Source organism: Kitasatospora sp. NPDC051170 (assembly GCF_044455705.1).
Classification (GTDB): domain Bacteria; phylum Actinomycetota; class Actinomycetes; order Streptomycetales; family Streptomycetaceae; genus Kitasatospora.
On record NZ_JBITFA010000008.1, the window covers coordinates 265,909 to 281,864 of the forward strand.

General features: G+C 73.2%; 12 protein-coding genes. 4 read left to right on the plus strand and 8 right to left on the minus strand.

Annotated features, from left to right (window positions below; genetic code table 11):
* Positions 1–2 precede the first annotated feature (2 nt).
* From ACIBCA_RS19130 to ACIBCA_RS19145, 4 genes are read right to left on the minus strand one after another with little or no spacing between them, the layout of a single operon-like run.
* On the minus strand, positions 3–986 hold the full coding sequence (locus ACIBCA_RS19130; protein ID WP_396284081.1) for an aldo/keto reductase: 984 nt from the start codon (positions 984–986) through the stop codon (positions 3–5).
* The gene (locus ACIBCA_RS19135) at positions 983–1,744 is read right to left on the minus strand and encodes an SDR family NAD(P)-dependent oxidoreductase (RefSeq protein WP_396284082.1); all 762 of its coding nucleotides are present in this window, start codon (positions 1,742–1,744) and stop codon (positions 983–985) included. The genes ACIBCA_RS19130 and ACIBCA_RS19135 overlap by 4 nt, the downstream gene beginning before the upstream one ends.
* Positions 1,741–3,090: an L-fuconate dehydratase gene (locus ACIBCA_RS19140; RefSeq protein WP_396284083.1), complete on the minus strand. Its 1,350-nt coding sequence runs from the start codon at positions 3,088–3,090 to the stop codon at positions 1,741–1,743. The genes ACIBCA_RS19135 and ACIBCA_RS19140 overlap by 4 nt, the downstream gene beginning before the upstream one ends.
* An 11-nt stretch (positions 3,091–3,101) precedes the next feature.
* Entirely contained in the window at positions 3,102–3,953 is an 852-nt protein-coding gene (locus ACIBCA_RS19145; RefSeq protein WP_396284084.1) for a fumarylacetoacetate hydrolase family protein, read from the minus strand.
* A gap of 346 nt (positions 3,954–4,299) precedes the next feature.
* Between ACIBCA_RS19145 and ACIBCA_RS19150 the strand changes: the two genes are divergently transcribed.
* The 3 genes from ACIBCA_RS19150 to ACIBCA_RS19160 all read left to right on the plus strand — a co-directional run bounded on the left by ACIBCA_RS19150 (position 4,300) and on the right by ACIBCA_RS19160 (position 8,027).
* Positions 4,300–5,346 (plus strand): sugar ABC transporter substrate-binding protein, encoded by a 1,047-nt coding sequence (locus ACIBCA_RS19150; protein WP_396284085.1) that lies wholly within the window; start codon positions 4,300–4,302, stop codon positions 5,344–5,346.
* Positions 5,347–5,419: 73 nt separating this feature from the next.
* Complete coding sequence (locus tag ACIBCA_RS19155) at positions 5,420–7,021, plus strand: sugar ABC transporter ATP-binding protein (protein WP_396284086.1); 1,602 nt, start codon at positions 5,420–5,422, stop codon at positions 7,019–7,021.
* Complete coding sequence (locus ACIBCA_RS19160) at positions 7,005–8,027, plus strand: ABC transporter permease (RefSeq protein WP_396284087.1); 1,023 nt, start codon at positions 7,005–7,007, stop codon at positions 8,025–8,027. The genes ACIBCA_RS19155 and ACIBCA_RS19160 overlap by 17 nt, the downstream gene beginning before the upstream one ends.
* Positions 8,028–8,063: 36 nt before the next feature.
* On the opposite strand, the gene ACIBCA_RS19165 is transcribed toward ACIBCA_RS19160, so the two are convergent.
* The 4 genes from ACIBCA_RS19165 to ACIBCA_RS19180 all read right to left on the minus strand — a co-directional run bounded on the left by ACIBCA_RS19165 (position 8,064) and on the right by ACIBCA_RS19180 (position 14,123).
* On the minus strand, positions 8,064–10,523 hold the full coding sequence (locus ACIBCA_RS19165; protein WP_396284088.1) for a SpoIIE family protein phosphatase: 2,460 nt from the start codon (positions 10,521–10,523) through the stop codon (positions 8,064–8,066).
* Positions 10,524–10,646: 123 nt separating this feature from the next.
* Entirely contained in the window at positions 10,647–11,567 is a 921-nt protein-coding gene (locus ACIBCA_RS19170) for an NADP-dependent oxidoreductase (RefSeq protein WP_396284089.1), read from the minus strand.
* A gap of 414 nt (positions 11,568–11,981) precedes the next feature.
* On the minus strand, positions 11,982–12,470 hold the full coding sequence (locus ACIBCA_RS19175; protein WP_396284090.1) for a universal stress protein: 489 nt from the start codon (positions 12,468–12,470) through the stop codon (positions 11,982–11,984).
* Between the two features lie 396 nt (positions 12,471–12,866).
* Positions 12,867–14,123 carry an arsenic transporter gene (locus ACIBCA_RS19180; protein WP_396284150.1) on the minus strand — a complete coding sequence of 419 codons (1,257 nt, stop codon included), beginning with the start codon at positions 14,121–14,123 and terminating at the stop codon, positions 12,867–12,869.
* Positions 14,124–14,442: 319 nt separating this feature from the next.
* Between ACIBCA_RS19180 and ACIBCA_RS19185 the strand changes: the two genes are divergently transcribed.
* Positions 14,443–15,813, plus strand: coding sequence for a jacalin-like lectin (locus tag ACIBCA_RS19185; RefSeq protein ID WP_396284091.1), 1,371 nt, complete (start codon positions 14,443–14,445; stop codon positions 15,811–15,813).
* Positions 15,814–15,956: the final 143 nt, after the last annotated feature.

Below are 15,956 nucleotides of genomic sequence, written 5' to 3' on the forward strand. Positions count from 1 at the left end.
TCCTACGGGGTCGGGGCGTCGGCGGGGATCAGTCCCTGCTCCTTGAGGTCCGCCCACAGCGCGTCCGGGACATGGTGCCGGAGCATGGCGGCGGCGTCCCGGACCTCGGCGGCGCTGCGGGTGCCGACCAGCACGCTCGCCACGGCGGGGTGCCCGAAGGGGAAGCGCAGGGCGGCGGCGCGCAGCGGCACCCCGTGCCGTCCGCACAGGTCCTTCAACTCCAGTGCGCGGCTGAGCAGTTCCTCGGGCGCGGTGGCGTAGTCGAAGGTGGCGCCGGGGCGCGGGTCGGCGAGCAGGCCGGAGTTGAAGACCCCGCCCACCACCACGCCGACGCCGTGCCGATCGGCCAGTGGCAGCAGTTCGGTGAGCCCGCGCTGGTCGAGCAGGCTGTACCGGCCTGCCAGCAGGACGACGTCGATGTCGGTCTCGCGGACGAAGCGGGCGGGCAGCTCGGCCTGGTTCATGCCGATGCCGATCGCACCGACGACGCCCTCGGCACGCAGGCGCTCCAGCTCGGGGTACGCCTTCTCGAGGGCCGGCCGGGCGTGGTCGTCCGGGTCGTGGAGGTAGACGAGGTCGATCCGGTCCAGACCCAGCCGCTCCAGGCTGTCCTCGATCGAGCGGCGCACCCCCGCCGCGCTGAAGTCCCAGCGGCGCCGGTGGGTGGCGGGGACGGCGAAGCCGTGGGAGAGGTCGTCCCCGGCGGTGGGGACGGGGTCCAGCAGCCGGCCGACCTTGGTGGACAGGACGTACGCGTCCCTCGGGCGGCCCCGCAGGGCCCGCCCGAGCCGCAGCTCGGACAGGCCCAGGCCGTAGTGCGGGGCGGTGTCGAAGTACCGGACGCCGCACTCCCAGGCCGCGGCGACGGCCTCGGCGGCCTGCTCGTCGCTCAACGGGGTGAACAGGTTGCCGATGCCCGCCGCGCCGAAGGCGAGTTCGCCGACCGTGACCCCGCTGCGCCCGAGCGGCCGGCGGCCCGCGATCACGGCCGGGGCTCCGGGCGCAGCCGCAGCCCCGCCATCCCGCCGTCGACCGCCAGGGCGGTGCCGGTGGTGCTGCCCGCCGAGGGGGAGGCCAGGTAGGCGACGGCGGCGGCCACCTCCTCGGCGGAGACCAGCCGTCCGTGTGGCTGACGGGCATTCAAGGCGGCTCGTTCGGCGACAGGGTCGTCGGTGGCGTCGAGCAGCCGTCCGACCCAGGGGGTGTCGACGGTGCCGGGGTTGACGCAGTTGACGCGGATGCCCTCGCGGACGTGGTCGGCGGCCATGGCCAGGGTGAGCGAGAGGACGGCGCCCTTGCTGGCGGAGTAGAGCGCGCGTTGCGGCAGCCCGGCGGTGGCGGCGATGGAGCAGGTGTTGACGACGGAGGCGTGGTCGGAGCGGCGCAGGTGCGGCAGGGCGGCGCGGGTGATGCGGACGATGCCGAGGACGTTGACGTCCAGGACGCGGTGCCACTGCTCGTCCGGGTTGTCCGCCACCGTCCCGATCGCGCCGATGCCGGCGTTGTTGACCAGGATGTCGATGCCTCCGAGCGCCCCGGCCGCCGCCTCGACGGCGGCGCGTACGGAGGCGTCGTCGGTGACGTCGGCGGTGAAGCCGCGCAGCGGTGCCCGCACGGAGGCGGGGTCCAGGTCGAGCACGGCCACCCGCGCGCCGCGCTCGGCGAGCAGCGTCGCGGTGGCGAGGCCGATGCCGGAGGCGCCGCCGGTGACGAGCGCCGTCAGTCCGTCGAGTTCCGTCGTCATGCGCCCGCCTCCTGCTGCTGCGTCAGCTCCTCGGCCCAGAAGGAGCCGTCGGGGTAACGGTAGGTGTCCAGTGAGCCCTGGTGCATGGCGGCGGAGAAGCCGGGCGCGGTGGGGGCGCGGTAGTGGCCGTCGCTGATGACCACGGGGTCGAGGAAGTGTTCGTGGAGGTGGTCGACGAACTCGATGACGCGGTCCTCCGTGGTGCCGGTGAGGGCGACGTAGTCGAACATGGACAGGTGCTGGACGAGCTCGCACAGGCCCACGCCGCCGGCGTGCGGGCAGACCGGGACGCCGAACTTGGCGGCGAGCAGCAGGATGGCGAGGTTCTCGTTGACGCCGCCGACGCGCGCCGAGTCCAGCTGGAGGATGTCGATGGCGCCGGCCTGGAGCAGCTGCTTGAAGACGATGCGGTTCTGGACGTGCTCGCCGGTGGCGACCTTGACGGGGCTGACCCCGCGCCGGATGGTCGCGTGCCCGAGGATGTCGTCGGGGCTGGTGGGCTCCTCGATCCAGTACGGGTCGAACTCGGCGAGGGCCGTGGTCCATTCGACGGCCTCGGCGACGTTCCAGCGCTGGTTGGCGTCGATGGCCATCCGGATGTCGGGGCCGACGGCGGCGCGGGCGGCCCGGCAGCGGCGGACGTCGTCGGCGAGGTCGGCGCCGACCTTGAGCTTGATCTGACTGAAGCCGTCCGCGACGGCCTCGCGGGCGAGGCGGGTGAGCTTCTCGTCGGAGTAGCCGAGCCAACCGGGGGAGGTGGTGTAGGCGGGGTAGCCCCGGCGGAGCAGAACGGCTGCTCGCTCGGTGGCGTCCTGCTTGCCCTTGGTCAGCAGTTCCAGGGCCTCGTCGGGCGTCAGCGCGTCGGCGATGTAGCGGAAGTCGATCTGGGAGACGAGCCAGGCGGGGTCGGCGTCGGCGAGCAGCTGCCACAGCGGCTTGCGCTCGTACTTGGCGGCGAGGTCCCAGACGGCGTTGACGACGGCTCCGATGGCCATGTGCATCACGCCCTTCTCCGGGCCCAGCCAGCGCAGTTGGCTGTCGCCGATCAGGTCGCGGTAGAGCGAGCCGGGGTCGGCGCACAGCTCGGCGACCGGGCGGCCCAGCAGGTGGGGGCGCAGCGCGTCGATGGCGGCGACCTGGACGTCGTTGCCGCGCCCGATGGTGAAGGTGAAGCCATGACCCTCGTGACCACGCTCGCGTCCGTCCTGGGAGGTCCGCAGGACGACGTAGGCGGCGGAGTAGTCGGGGTCGGGGTTCATCGCGTCGGACCCGTCCAGCTCCCGCGAGGTGGGGAAGCGGACGTCGTAGGTGTCGACGGCGGTGATACGTGCTGCGGTGGCGGACAAGGGGGTGCCTCTCACGCGTTGCGGAAGGTCTGGCGCTGGGTGCCGAGGCCGTCGATGGACAGCTCGACGGTGTCGCCCTCGCGCAGGTAGGGGGTGCCGGGCAGGCCCAGGGCCACACCGGCCGGGGTGCCGGTGTTGATGACGTCGCCGGGGCGCAGCACCATGTACTGGCTGAGGTACCAGACGAGGTACGCGACGCCGAAGACCATGTTCTCGGTGTGGCCGTTCTGACGGCTCTCGCCGTTGACGGCCAGGCGCAGACCGAGCGACTGCGGGTCGCCGGCCTCGTCCGGCGTGACCAGCCAGGGGCCCAGCGGGTTGAAGGTCTCGCAGGACTTGCCGAGGTCCCACTGCCCGGATAGCTCGAGCTGGAACTCCCGCTCGGAGACGTCGTTGCTGATCGCGTAGCCCGCGATGCACTCCCGCGCGGCGTCCGGGCCGTCGAGGTAGCGGGCCTCGCGGCCGATGACGACGGCGAGTTCGACCTCCCAGTCGGTCTTCACCGAACCGCGGGGGATCAGCACCCGGTCGTACGGCCCCACCACGGTGGACGGGTCCTTCATGAAGACCACCGGCCGCTCGGGGACGGCGGCCCCGGTCTCCTCCGCGTGGTCGCGGTAGTTGAGGCCGATGCACACCACCTTCCCCGGACGCGCGACGGGCGGGCCCACCCGCAGCCCGTCCGGGTCGACGACCGGCAGGGTGCCCGCAGCCAGAGCCTCCCGGACCCGCTCTGTCCCGCCCGAGGCGAGGAAGGCCCCGTCGATGTCGGCCGTCAGGCCCGTGAGGTCGTAGGCGGTCCCGTCCTCGTCCATGACGACCGGCGTCTCCGCGCCGGGCTCGCCTACCCGCAGCAGCTTCATCTGGTGGCTCCCGTCAATACATCGGATGTATCAGTGGTGCTCAGACCATACGAGCCTCCCATGGCCGCCGCAAGGACTCCTCCGACCTTTCCCCGGGAGCCGCCTGTTCCGGCCGTGAATTCAGCAGGTAGCGACGCCTGTTGGAGGTCCGCTTGGGTGGGCGAACGGAAGCCACGGATGACGGTTGCGATTCATCCAGGTCTTTCTCTTGTCAGCCGGAAACGCGGCTCGTAGGGTCCTCGGCACCACGAGCCATCCGATGACTTCTCCGGATGCCCGGTCGTGCTGCGACCCGCCGCCCACCCTCGCGGGAGTACCCGGCCCTCCAGTCAGGGAGACCATCACCATGAAGCCTCGCTCCTCCGGAATCGCGGCCACCGCCGCCGCCGTGGTCGTCCTGGCGGGGGCCGCCACGGCCTGCAACCGCGGCAGCGACTCGACCTCCACCGCGGGCGGCAAGCCGGCGATCGGCATCGACCTTCCCCGCGCGGACTCCGACTTCTGGAACTCCTACGCGCAGTTCGTCAAGCAGGGCGCCTCCGCCCAGGGCCTGAACACCCTGCCGGTCAGCAACTCGCAGAACGACGTGACCAAGCTGGTCGCCAACGTCCAGGTCTTCCAGAACACCGGGGCGAAGGCCGTGGTCATGGCCCCGCAGGACACCGGCGCCATCGCCTCCGCCCTCGACCAGCTCTCCGGCAGGAAGATCCCGGTCGTCAGCGTGGACACCCGCCCCGACAAGGGCAACGTCTACATGGTCGTCCGCGCGGACAACAGGGCGTACGGCACCAAGGCGTGCGAGTTCCTCGGCAAGCAGCTCGGCGGCAAGGGCAAGGTCGCCGAACTCCAGGGCGCGCTGAGCTCCGTCAACGGCCGCGACCGCTCCGAGGCGTTCGCCGTCTGCATGAAGGAGAGGTTCCCCGACATCCAGGTGATCGAGCTGGCCACCGAGTGGAAGGGGGACGTCGCCTCCGCGAAGCTCCAGTCCACCCTGGCCGCCAACGCCGACCTGGGCGGCATCTACCTGCAGGCCGGCGGCGTCTTCCTCCAGCCCACCATCGCCCTGCTCCAGCAGAAGGGCCTGCTCAAGCCGGCCGGGCAGCCCGGCCACATCGCCATCGTCTCCAACGACGGCATCCCGCAGGAGTTCGACGCCATCCGCAAGGGCGACATCGACGCCACCGTCTCCCAGCCCGCCGACCTCTACGCCAAGTACGCGCTCTTCTACGCGCAGGCCGGCGCCGAGGGGAAGACCTTCCAGCCCGGCCCGACCGACCACCAGTCCACGATCATCCAGCTGCCCAACGGCCTGGAGGACCAACTGCCCGCGCCGCTGGTCACCAAGGACAACGTGGACGACAAGAGCCTCTGGGGCAACAGCGTCGGCAAGTAGCTCCCCCGGAGCCGTGAGTGGCGGCAGGCTGCCCGCCGCCACTCACGGAACCCCCAGCGGAAAGGACATCCCCATGGCGGACCCCAGTCCCGTCCGGGGCCCGGTCGTCGAGGCCGACGGGATCGGCAAGCGCTTCGGCGCCACCGTCGCCCTGAGCGACGCCCGTATCACCGTCGCCCCCGGCGAATCGCACGCCCTGGTGGGCCGCAACGGCGCGGGCAAGTCCACGCTCGTCTCGATCCTCACCGGACTGCAGACGCCCGACACCGGCACCCTGCACTTCGACGGCGAACCGGCGCCGGCCCCCGGCGACACCGACGCCTGGCGCGCCCGCGTCGCCTGCGTCTACCAGCGCTCCACGATCATCCCCGCGCTCAGCGTGGCGGAGAACCTGTTCCTGGACCGGCAGAGCGCGGGCGCCCTACGGCCCATCAGCTGGCGCCAACTGCGCCACCGCGCCGCCGAGTTGCTCGCCGAGTACGGCGTCGACGTCGACCCCACCGTGCGCGCCGAGGACCTGACCGTCGAGCAGCGCCAGTTCGTGGAGATCGCCCGCGCCCTGTCCTTCGGCGCCCGGTTCATCATCCTCGACGAGCCCACCGCCAAGCTCGACGCGCGGGGCATCGAGAAGCTCTTCGACAAGCTGCGCGCACTCCAACGCCAGGGCGTCGCCTTCCTGTTCATCTCGCACCACCTCCAGGAGGTCTACGAGCTCTGCACCACCGTGACGGTCTACCGCGACGCCCGGCACATCGTCACCGCCCCGGTCGCCGACCTCCACCGGCAGGCGCTGGTGGAGGCGATGACCGGCGAGACCTCCCACGGCACGAAGCCGGGCCGGTCGGCGACCGCCCGCGAGCACACCGACACCGACACCGACACCGACACCGGCACCGACGTCGACACCGACATCGCGCCGGTGCTCGAGGTGACGGGCCTGAGCCTGGCGGGCCACTACCGGGACGTCGACCTGACCGCCCGCCCGGGCGAGGTGGTCGGCCTGGCCGGCGCCGCCGCGAGCGGCAACGTACAGGTCGGCGAGACCCTCGCGGGCCTGCACAGGCCCGGCAGCGGCACGGTCACCGTCGCCGGACGCCCGGTCCGGACCGGACGGGTCCACGCGGCCCTCGCGGCCGGCATCGGGTTCGTCCCCGAGGACCGGCACATCCAGGGCCTGGTGCCCCAGCGCAGCGTCGCCGAGAACGCGACCCTCACCGTCGCCGACCAGCTCGGCCCCTACGGCACCGTGCTGCCCTCGCGTACCCGGGCGTTCGCCGAGCGGATGATCAAGGACCTGGACATCAAGACACCCGGACCGGCCACCCCGGTGTCGGCCCTGTCCGGCGGCAACCAGCAGAAGGTCGTCATCGCCCGCGCGCTCGCCACCCGGCCCCACGTCCTGGTCGCGATCCGCCCCACCAACGGCGTCGACATCAAGTCCAAGGAATCCCTGCTCGGCACCGTCCGCCAGGTCGCCGACGAGGGGAGGAGCGCCCTGATCGTCTCCGACGAACTCGACGACCTGCGCGTCTGCGACCGAGTCCTGGCCATGTTCCACGGCCGCGTCGTCGCCGAGTTCGAGCACGGCTGGAGCGACGAACAGCTGGTCGCGGCCATGGAGGGCATGACCGGCCCGACCGACACGAAGGAACAACCCCATGACTCCCAGCACTGAGGTCCCCGCCCCGGCGGTCGCCGCCCCCGCCGGGCGCCGCTTCGACCTCGCCCGCTACCGCGACCTCTCACTCGTCCCGGTCCTGCTGGTCCTGGGCGTGATCGGCTTCATCGTCTCCCCGGCCTTCCTGACCTCCGACAACCTCCTCGGCGTCGGCCAGCAGGCCACCGAACTGAGCCTGCTCGTCCTCGCCGAGGCGCTCATCCTCATCGCCGGCCGGATGGACCTCTCCCTCGAATCCACCATCGGCGTCGCCCCCGTGATCGCCGTCTGGCTCGTCCTGCCCGACCACGGCGCCCGCTTCAACGGCCTCAGCCTCCTCCCCGAGTGGACCGCCATCCCGCTGTGCCTGCTGGTCGGCGCCCTCATCGGCGCGATCAACGGCTTCCTCATCCTCAAACTGCGTCTCAACGGATTCATCGTCACCCTCGGCGCCCTCACCCTGCTGCGCGGCCTCCAAGTCGCCGTCTCCCAGGGCCAGTCCATCGTCAACCTGCCCGACTCCTTCCGCTACCTCGGCAGCGCGAGCTGGCTCGGCGTCCCCGCCGCCATCTGGATCTGCGCCCTGCTCTTCCTGGCCGGCGGCAGCGCCCTCGCCTGGCTGCGCCACGGCCGCGCCCTCTACGCGATCGGCGGCAACGCCGAGGCCGCCCGGGCGGCCGGCATCCGCGTCGACCGGATCGTCTGGGCCGTCCTGATCCTCGGCGGACTGCTCGCCGCCTTCGCCGGCATCCTCTACACCGGCCACTACGGCTCCATCTCCGCCGACCAGGGCAACGGCTGGATCTTCCAGGTCTTCGCCGCCACCGTCATCGGCGGCGTCAGCCTCAACGGCGGCCGCGGCACGCTCTTCGGCGCCCTCACCGGCGTCCTCACCCTCCAGCTCGTGGTCAACGTCATGACCCTCGCCGGAGTACCGCCCCTGTGGAACCAGTTCCTCAACGGCGCGATCATCATCATCGCGCTGATCATCTCCCGCTACGCCTCCGGCGAGAAGCAGGAGTGACGTATCGGGCCAGGCGCCCGGCCGGCTCGGGTCGGGTCAGATCCGGTCGAGGCTCTGCGCGCACCAGATCGTCTTGCCGTGGGTGGCGTGCCGGGTGCCCCAGCCCTGGGTGAGCTGGGCGACGAGCATCAGGCCCCGGCCGCCCTCGTCGAAGGCGCGGGCCCTGCGCAGGTGCGGGCTGGTGTCGCTGGCGTCGGAGACCTCGCAGATCAGCGCGGAGTCGCGGATCAGCCGCAGCCTGATCGGCGGCTCGCCGTACTTGACGGCGTTGGTGACCAGCTCGCTGATGACCAGTTCGGTGACGAAGGCCGCCTCCTCCAGGCCCCAGGCGGTCAGCTGGTCGGTGGCCAGCCGCCGCGCCCGCGCCACCTGGGACGGGTCGGGCTCGATCTCCCAGTCGGCGACGTGCTCGGGGTCCAGCGCTCGGGTACGGGCGAGCAACAGGGCCGCGTCGTCGGTGCGGTGGTCGGGCAGGAGGGTCTTCATCGCGCTCTCGCACAGCGCCTCCAGCGAGGCGGCCGGCGAGGCGGCCGGCGAGGGGGCCGGTGAGGGGGCCGGCGAGGGGGCCGGATCCCTGAGGATCCGCAGCAGGTCGGCGACCCCCTGCTCGCCGTCGCGCTCGCGGTTCGCCACCAGCCCGTCGGTGAAGAGGGCGAGCAGGCTGCCCTCGGGCAGTTCGATCTCGGCGACCTCGAAGGGCAGCCCGCCGACGCCCAGCGGGGGGCCGGGCTGCGCGTCGACCTGGGTGCCGGTGCCGTCCGGGGCGACGACCAGCGGCAGCGGATGGCCCGCGCTGGCCATCGCGCAGCGGCGCGAGACCGGGTCGTAGACCGCGTACAGGCAGGTGGCGCCGCTCTCGCCGCTGGACTCGAAGCCGCCCTCGGGCCGTGGGTCGTCGGGAAGGTGGAGGACCAGGTCGTCCAGGTGGGTGAGCAGCTCATCCGGCGGCAGGTCCACGTCGGCCAGGGTGCGGACGGCCGTGCGCAGCCGCCCCATGCTGGCCGAGGCGTGCACGCCGTGACCGACCACGTCGCCGACGACCAGCGCGACCCGGGCGCCGGACAGCGCGATGACGTCGAACCAGTCCCCGCCGACGCCCGCGCCGGCCCCGGCGGGCAGGTAGCCGGAGGCCACGTCGACCGCCCCGTGGCCGGGCAGCCGCTGCGGCAGCAGGCTGCGCTGCAGGGTCAGCGCGGTGGTGTGCTCGCGGGTGTACCGGCGGGCGTTGTCGATGGCGACGGCGGCCTTGGCGGCCAGTTCCTCGGCGAGGATCAGGTCGTCGGCGGTGAACGCCTCCGGCCGGTCGCTCCTGGTGAACGCGACGACGCCGAGCAGGGCGCCGCGCGCGAGCAGCGGCACGGTGATCCGGCCCGTCACCCCCTGGGCGGCGATGGACCGGTCGATCGTCGGGTTGCCCGCGGGCCAGTGGGCCGGGTCGGCGGCGAGGCCGGGGCCGAAGGCCCATTCGCCGCCCTGGTCGGGCTCGGCGCCGAGCTGGACGATCGACGTGCCGCCGGCCATGCAGCGCGCGGGGATGGAACCGGGGGCGTAGACGACGGGCGTCCCGGACCAGGAGGGCCAGCCGGGGTGCTCCCGCGCGGTGTGCCGGGCGGCCCGGTTGAGCGTCACGGACCCGGCGCCGAGCGCGGTGGCCGGGGGCGGTTCCTCCCCGCGCAGCACCTCCTCGAAGAGGTCGACGGTGACGAGGTCGACGAAGCCGGGCACCGCCGTCCGGGCCAGTTCCTCCGCGGTGCTGACCACGTCGAGGGTCCGGCCGATGCCGCGGCTGGCCTCGTTGAGGAGCAGCAGGCGCTGGCGGGCCCAGTACTCGGCGCTCATGTCGAAGCCCCAGTTGGCGACCGCGCGGACCTTGCCCTCGGCGTCCAGCACGGGCCACATGCTGGTCGCCCAGGCGTTGGCGTAGGCGCTGCCGAGCGGGCGGAAGACCGTGATCAGCCGCGCGGGTTTCCCCGTCCTCGCCACCTCGGACAGCTGGTGGGTGTACGCGGCGTCGTCCAGCTCGGGGAACAGCTCGCGGTACATCTCGCCGAGGACCTGCTCCTCCGAGTGCGCGATCACCCGGGACGCGGCGGCGTTGAGCCAGTTGAAGCGCAGCTCGGGGTCGTAGATCCCCAGCGCGAACGGGCACTGCTCGAAGGCCCGGTCGGCGATCACCGGGCGCCGCCCCCAGCGCTGCACGGTCACCACGCGGCCCGCCGCCCGGCCGTCGGCGCCGTGCAGCGGGTGGGCCGTCACCACGGCCTCCAGCGCGGAACCGTCCCGGTGACGCAGGGCGAGGGGGTCCGGGTCGGAGTCGTCGCCCCCGGGGAACCCCGGTGCGGGATCGACCAGCAGCTCGGTCACGGGCAGGCCGACGACCTCCCGGGCCGTCCAGCCCAGCAGGAGCACCGCGCCCTCGCTCCAGCCGCTCACCACGCCGTCGGCGTCCACCACGACGACCGCCGTGGGCGCGTCCCGCACACCAGCCGAATCCACGCGCCAGACCTCCGTCCGGGCAACCGTGCACGCCGGAACGGATTCCGGCCGCTGCCGTCAAGCGTAGGTACGAGGCTCGGCCGCCCGCCTGCCGAGCGGCGGGCGTCACGGCGGGATCGGGCGTCACGGCAGGATGACGAGCTTCCCCCGGGTGTGGCCGGTGCGGCTGGCGTCGAAGGCCGCCCCCGTCTTCTCCAGCGGGAAGGTGTCCGCGACCTCCACGGTCAGCGCGCCCCGGTCGACGGCCTGCGCGAGTTCGGCGAGCTTCGCGCCGTCCGGCCGGACCCAGATCCAGTGGCCGCCGTGCTGCGTCACCGTCGGATCGGCGACGGAGACGTGCCGGCCGCCGTCGGCGAGCACGGCCAGCGTCGTCTCCAGCTGGCCGCCGACGAAGTCGGCCACGGTGGACACCCCGCCGGGCGCCAGTGCGCGCACCCGCTCGGCCAGGCCCTCGCCGTAGGTGACCGGCTCGGCGCCCAGGGCGCGGACGAAGTCGTGGTTGCGCTCCGAGGCGGTGCCGATCACCCGGGCCCCGCGGTCGTGGCCCAGCTGGACGGCGAGGCTGCCGACCCCGCCGGCCGCGCCGTGCACCAGGAGCACGTCGGAGGGGCCGGCCTCGAGCCGGTCCAGGCTGCGCAGCGCGGTCAGGCCGGCCAGCGGCAGGCCCCCGGCCTGCGCCCAGTCGAGCCCGGCGGGTTTGCGCGCCACCGCGGGGGCGTTGACGGCGACGTACTCCGCGAAGGTGCCGGCCTGCACCACGTCCTTGCGGGCGTAGGCCATCACCTCGTCGCCGGCGGCGAACTCGGGCGTGTCCGGGCCGGTGCGGACGACCACGCCGGCCACGTCCCAGCCGGGGATCGCGGGGAAGACGGTGTCCAACATGCCGTCCAGGCCACCGGCCATGACCTTCCAGTCCACCGGGTTGACCGAGGCCGCCCGGACCTGGATCAGCACCTGGCCGGGGCCGACCTTCGGGTCGGGCACGTCGCCGTACCGCAGCCGCGAGTTGTCCTGGGCGTACGAGTCGTAGGTCACCGCGCGCATGAGCCGTCCTCCTGGGATCGGGGCCGTCCTCCCGCGCACCGCGTCGTGTCGGCGGGAGCCGTCGGCCACGCTATGCCCGGTCCCGGCGCCCAGCACCCAGGAAGGGCCGTCGGAGGGGACCGGGCGGGCGGGTCAGCCAGGGATCCGCGGAGCGGGGTGAGGGAGTACTCGACGCCGACCGGTGAGGTCGGCAGCATTCGGCGCATGATCATCCCGTTGCGCTCCTGGCGGCGCAGGGGCCGGAACGTCGCGGGCCGGAGCGGCGGGTCGGCGACCCGGACGAGGTGGGTTCGGTGCGGCCCTTCCCTCAGGAACTACGCCAGTAGTGGCACTACTTCCGTAGTGCCACTACTGGCGTAGTTCCTGCCCGGGTGCTTCGCACGCCCTGACCCCTTGCGGAACCTGGCGCCGGGACTACCGGCCGTCGGGCGGGGGAGGGATGGTGGCGGTGCCGGGGGCCGGTTCGGGCCAGACGAGGAGAACCGGGCAGGGGGCGTGGTCGACGACGAAGCGGGTCGCGGGGCCGAGGCTGTGGGGGCCGAGGCGGGTGCGGTCGCCGTCGCGGGCGAGGACGAGCAGGGTGGCGCCCTCGGCCGCTGTGACGACCTCGCGTTCCACGCGCCCGGTGCGCTCCTCCCGGGTGCAGGGCCGGCCGAGGCGCTCGGCCGCGGCGTCGAGGAGGTGGCGGGCGGAGTCCGCCGCGAGGGTCTCCACCCGGGTGCCGGGGTCACGCTCGCGGTGGCCGCGGCCGATCAGCCCGGCGAACGCGCCGTGCGCGACGCCGGGGATCTCCTGGCCGCTCACGTGCAGGAGGACGATGTCCGCCGCCCCGGGCGCGTGGGCGCGGGCGGCGTCCACGCAGGCGGGCCAGGTGCCTTCGGTGATCCAGACGACGACGGTCATGTGATCGGCCTCCGATGACGTGCGGGGACCCCCACAGTGCCACCACGGCCACCGTCAGGGCAGCGGGCGCGACGAGTGGTTCGAGCGGGCGGGCCGGGGTGGCTTCGATGCTCGGGGTGGCGATGGTCATGTGATCGGCCTCCGCCTCCGAGGGTTGCCGGGACCCCTCATCGTGCCGCCACGGCCGCCGCTGGCGCGCCGGGCACGACGAGCGGTCCGAGCCGGCGGGCCGGGTGCCGTCGGTGATCCGCGCGGCGGCCCGCAGGCGGTCATCCCCCGGTGGCGCGCATGGGCGTCGGCGCGGGCGTGGGAGGCGGGGATCCTCACGCCTGCCGTCGGGGTGGCGGGTGTGGTGCGTGGTTCGAGTCGGCGGTCCGGACGACCACGCTCACGCGCTCAGCCGCCGATGACCTGCAGCGATCCCCACAGCGCCACCACCGCCGCCACCAGCGCCCCCGGTACGACGAGCAGGCCGAGGCGGGTGAACTCGCCGAGGCCGATCTCGGTGTCGTGTTCGCGGACGATGCGGCGCCACAGGAGCGTGGCCAGGGAGCCGGCGTAGGTGAGGTTGGGGCCGATGTTGACGCCGAGGAGGACGGCGAGGACGGCGCCCGGGCCGGAGGGGACGGCGAGGGGGAGCAGGACGAGGGTGGCGGGCAGGTTGTTGATGACGTTGGCGAGGACGGCGGCCAGGGCCGCGATGCCGAGGAGGGCGGGCAGGGAGGTGCCGTCCGGGACGAGGTGTCCGAGGGCGGAGGCGAGGCCGTTGTCGACCACCGCGCGGACGACGATGCCGAGGGCGAGGACGAAGGCGAGGAAGGGTACGGCGGCCGAGCGCAGGATGGTCGCCGGGGTGGCGCGGCGGCGGGCGAGGGCCCGGGCGGCGAGGACGAGGGCGCCGCAGGCCGCCGCCCAGGCGGGGTCGATGCCGATGATCGAGGTCAGGACGAAGCCGGCCAGGGTGCCCGCGACGGTGATGAGCGCGAACAGGGGCAGCTCGGGGGCGGCGGTTTCGGCGGGGGCGGGGGCGCCCGCGTCGAGGTCGGCGGCGAAGAAGCGGCGCAGGACCGCGTACTCGACGGCGATCGCGGCCAGCCAGGGAAGCGTCATGAGGGCGGCGAAGCGGGTGAAGCTCAGTCCGCTGGCGCTGAAGGCCAGCAGGTTGGTGAGGTTGGAGACGGGCAGCAGCAGCGAGGCGGTGTTGGACAGGTGGGTGCAGGCGTACAGGTGCGGCTTGGGGCGCGCGCCGAGCCGGGCGGCGGTGACGAAGACCACCGGTGTCAGCAGCACCACGGTGGCGTCCAGGCTGAGCACCGCGGTGACCACCGAGGCGATGGCGAAGACCTGGACGAGCAGCCGCCGCGGGCTTCCGGCCGAGGTGCGCGCCATCCACGCCCCACAGGCGCGGAACAGGCCCTCGTCGTCGCACAGTTGGGCCAGCACCAGGACGGCCGCCAGGAAGCCGATCACCGGTCCGAGTCGCTGCGCCTCGGCCACCGCGTGGTCCCAGGAGATTGCGCCGGTGGCCACGGCCAGTCCGGCGGCCGGGACGGCGACCACCGCCTCGGGCCAGCCCCACGGCCGGGCCACCGCGCACACCAGGACCAGGATCAGCAGTCCGACGGACAGGGCTTCGGCGAACGACGTACTCAGGGTCTTGCTCCTCGCAGGCGACGGTGACCACCCACCCGGGCCGCAATCGCGCAGGTGAGCCGCAAGGAATGTACCTGTGGCGGCGGCGCGGTCGGCGTCGGCACGGGGAGGTGCGCGAGGCCCGGTGGCGGGGCCGCCCGCAGCACGAACTCTCTGTTAACGCTAACAGAACCTTTGTGGGGAATCTGGCATGGTCCGATAAATGACCAGTTCAGAGCCAACCGGTGCAGGTTGAAGCCCTGTTGACGCTCACATCGTTCACTCATACGCTCCGGGGCACCGGATCGATCATCCGCGGCTGCCCTCCGATCGGAGCACGATGTCCAAGCCCCGTTTCCGTCACACGTTCGCCCGCTCCCTCCTCGTGGTCGCCCTCGGCGCGGCCGCCCCGCTGGGCGGCCTGGCCGCGGCTCCGGCCGCGCACGCCGACGCCACGGGCGCGTCGGGCGGGTCGTTCTCCGTGCTGACGTACAACGTCGCGGGCCTCCCGCAGATCCTGTCCAGCGCCTCGAGCGACCGGCAGAGCAGCACCACCGCCATCGGGAGCCGGCTGGCGCCGTACGACCTGGTGAACGTCCAGGAGGACTTCAACTACCATGCCGCGCTGTACGCCGCCGACGCGCACCCGAACCGGACGGCGACCAGCGGCGGGGCGGGCCTCGGCAGCGGCCTCAACACCCTGTCCGGCCTCGCCTACGACGGGGACGACTTCGAGCGCGTCAAGTGGAAGGACTGCCAGCTGGACTCCGGCGACTGCCTGACGCCCAAGGGGTTCACCTTCATGCGGGCCCGGCTGGCCGAGGGCGTCTACGTGGACGTCTACAACCTCCACGCGAACGCGGGGACGAACCCCGGCGACGAGACCGCCCGCGCCGCCAACCTGGCGCAGCTCACCGGCTACATCAAGAGCCACTCGGCCGGGAACGCCGTCCTCGTGGCGGGCGACACCAACACCCGCTACACGCGCGCCGACGACACCATCGGCGCCTTCGCCGCCGACAACGGACTGACCGACGCCTGGGTGAAGCTGGAGCGCGGCGGCGTGGCGCCGGCCAAGGGCGCCGACCCGCTGCTGTGCGACCAGAAGGCGCCCACCGACACCTGCGAGATCGTCGACAAGGTCCTGTTCCGCGGCAGCGCGCTGGTCTCGCTGACCGCGACCTCGTACGCCGACAAGCACGCCGACTTCCTGGACGCCTCCGGTGTGATGCTCTCCGACCACGACCCGGTCGCGGTCGGCTTCAGCTGGAGCCGGAACCCGGCCTACCTGGCGAGCGAGCAGTTCGGCGGCCCGCACGGCGACTTCTACGACGACATCGACCGCGTCCCGGCCGGTGCGCGCGCCGCCTCGGTCAGCCTGCGGGCCGGCTCCCGCGTCGACCAGGTCGGACTGAACCTCACCGACGGCACCTCCCTCACCCACGGCGGCTCCGGCGGCGCCGCCTCCACGCTCACCCTCGGCGGCGACGAGTACCTGACCTCGGCGACGCTCTGCCAGGGCTCGTACAGCGGGCACACCCGCATCTTCTCCGCCTCGTTCACCACCAACCTGGGCCGCACCCTGGCCGGCGGCACCACCACCGCCGACTGCGTGACCCGCACCGCGCCCGCCGGCTGGCAGATCGCCGGGTTCCACGGACGCTCCGGCGACGCGGTCGACAAGCTCGGCCTCCTCTTCACCCGCCGCTGACCGCAGCCCCCGAACGCCCGGCCCGGGCTGCCACCCGGGCCGGGACCACTAGCCACTCTCCGAACCGAACCTCCCTGAACCGAACCGAACCGAACCACCCTGAACCGAACCACCCCGAACCGCGCCACCACCCCGAACCGCGC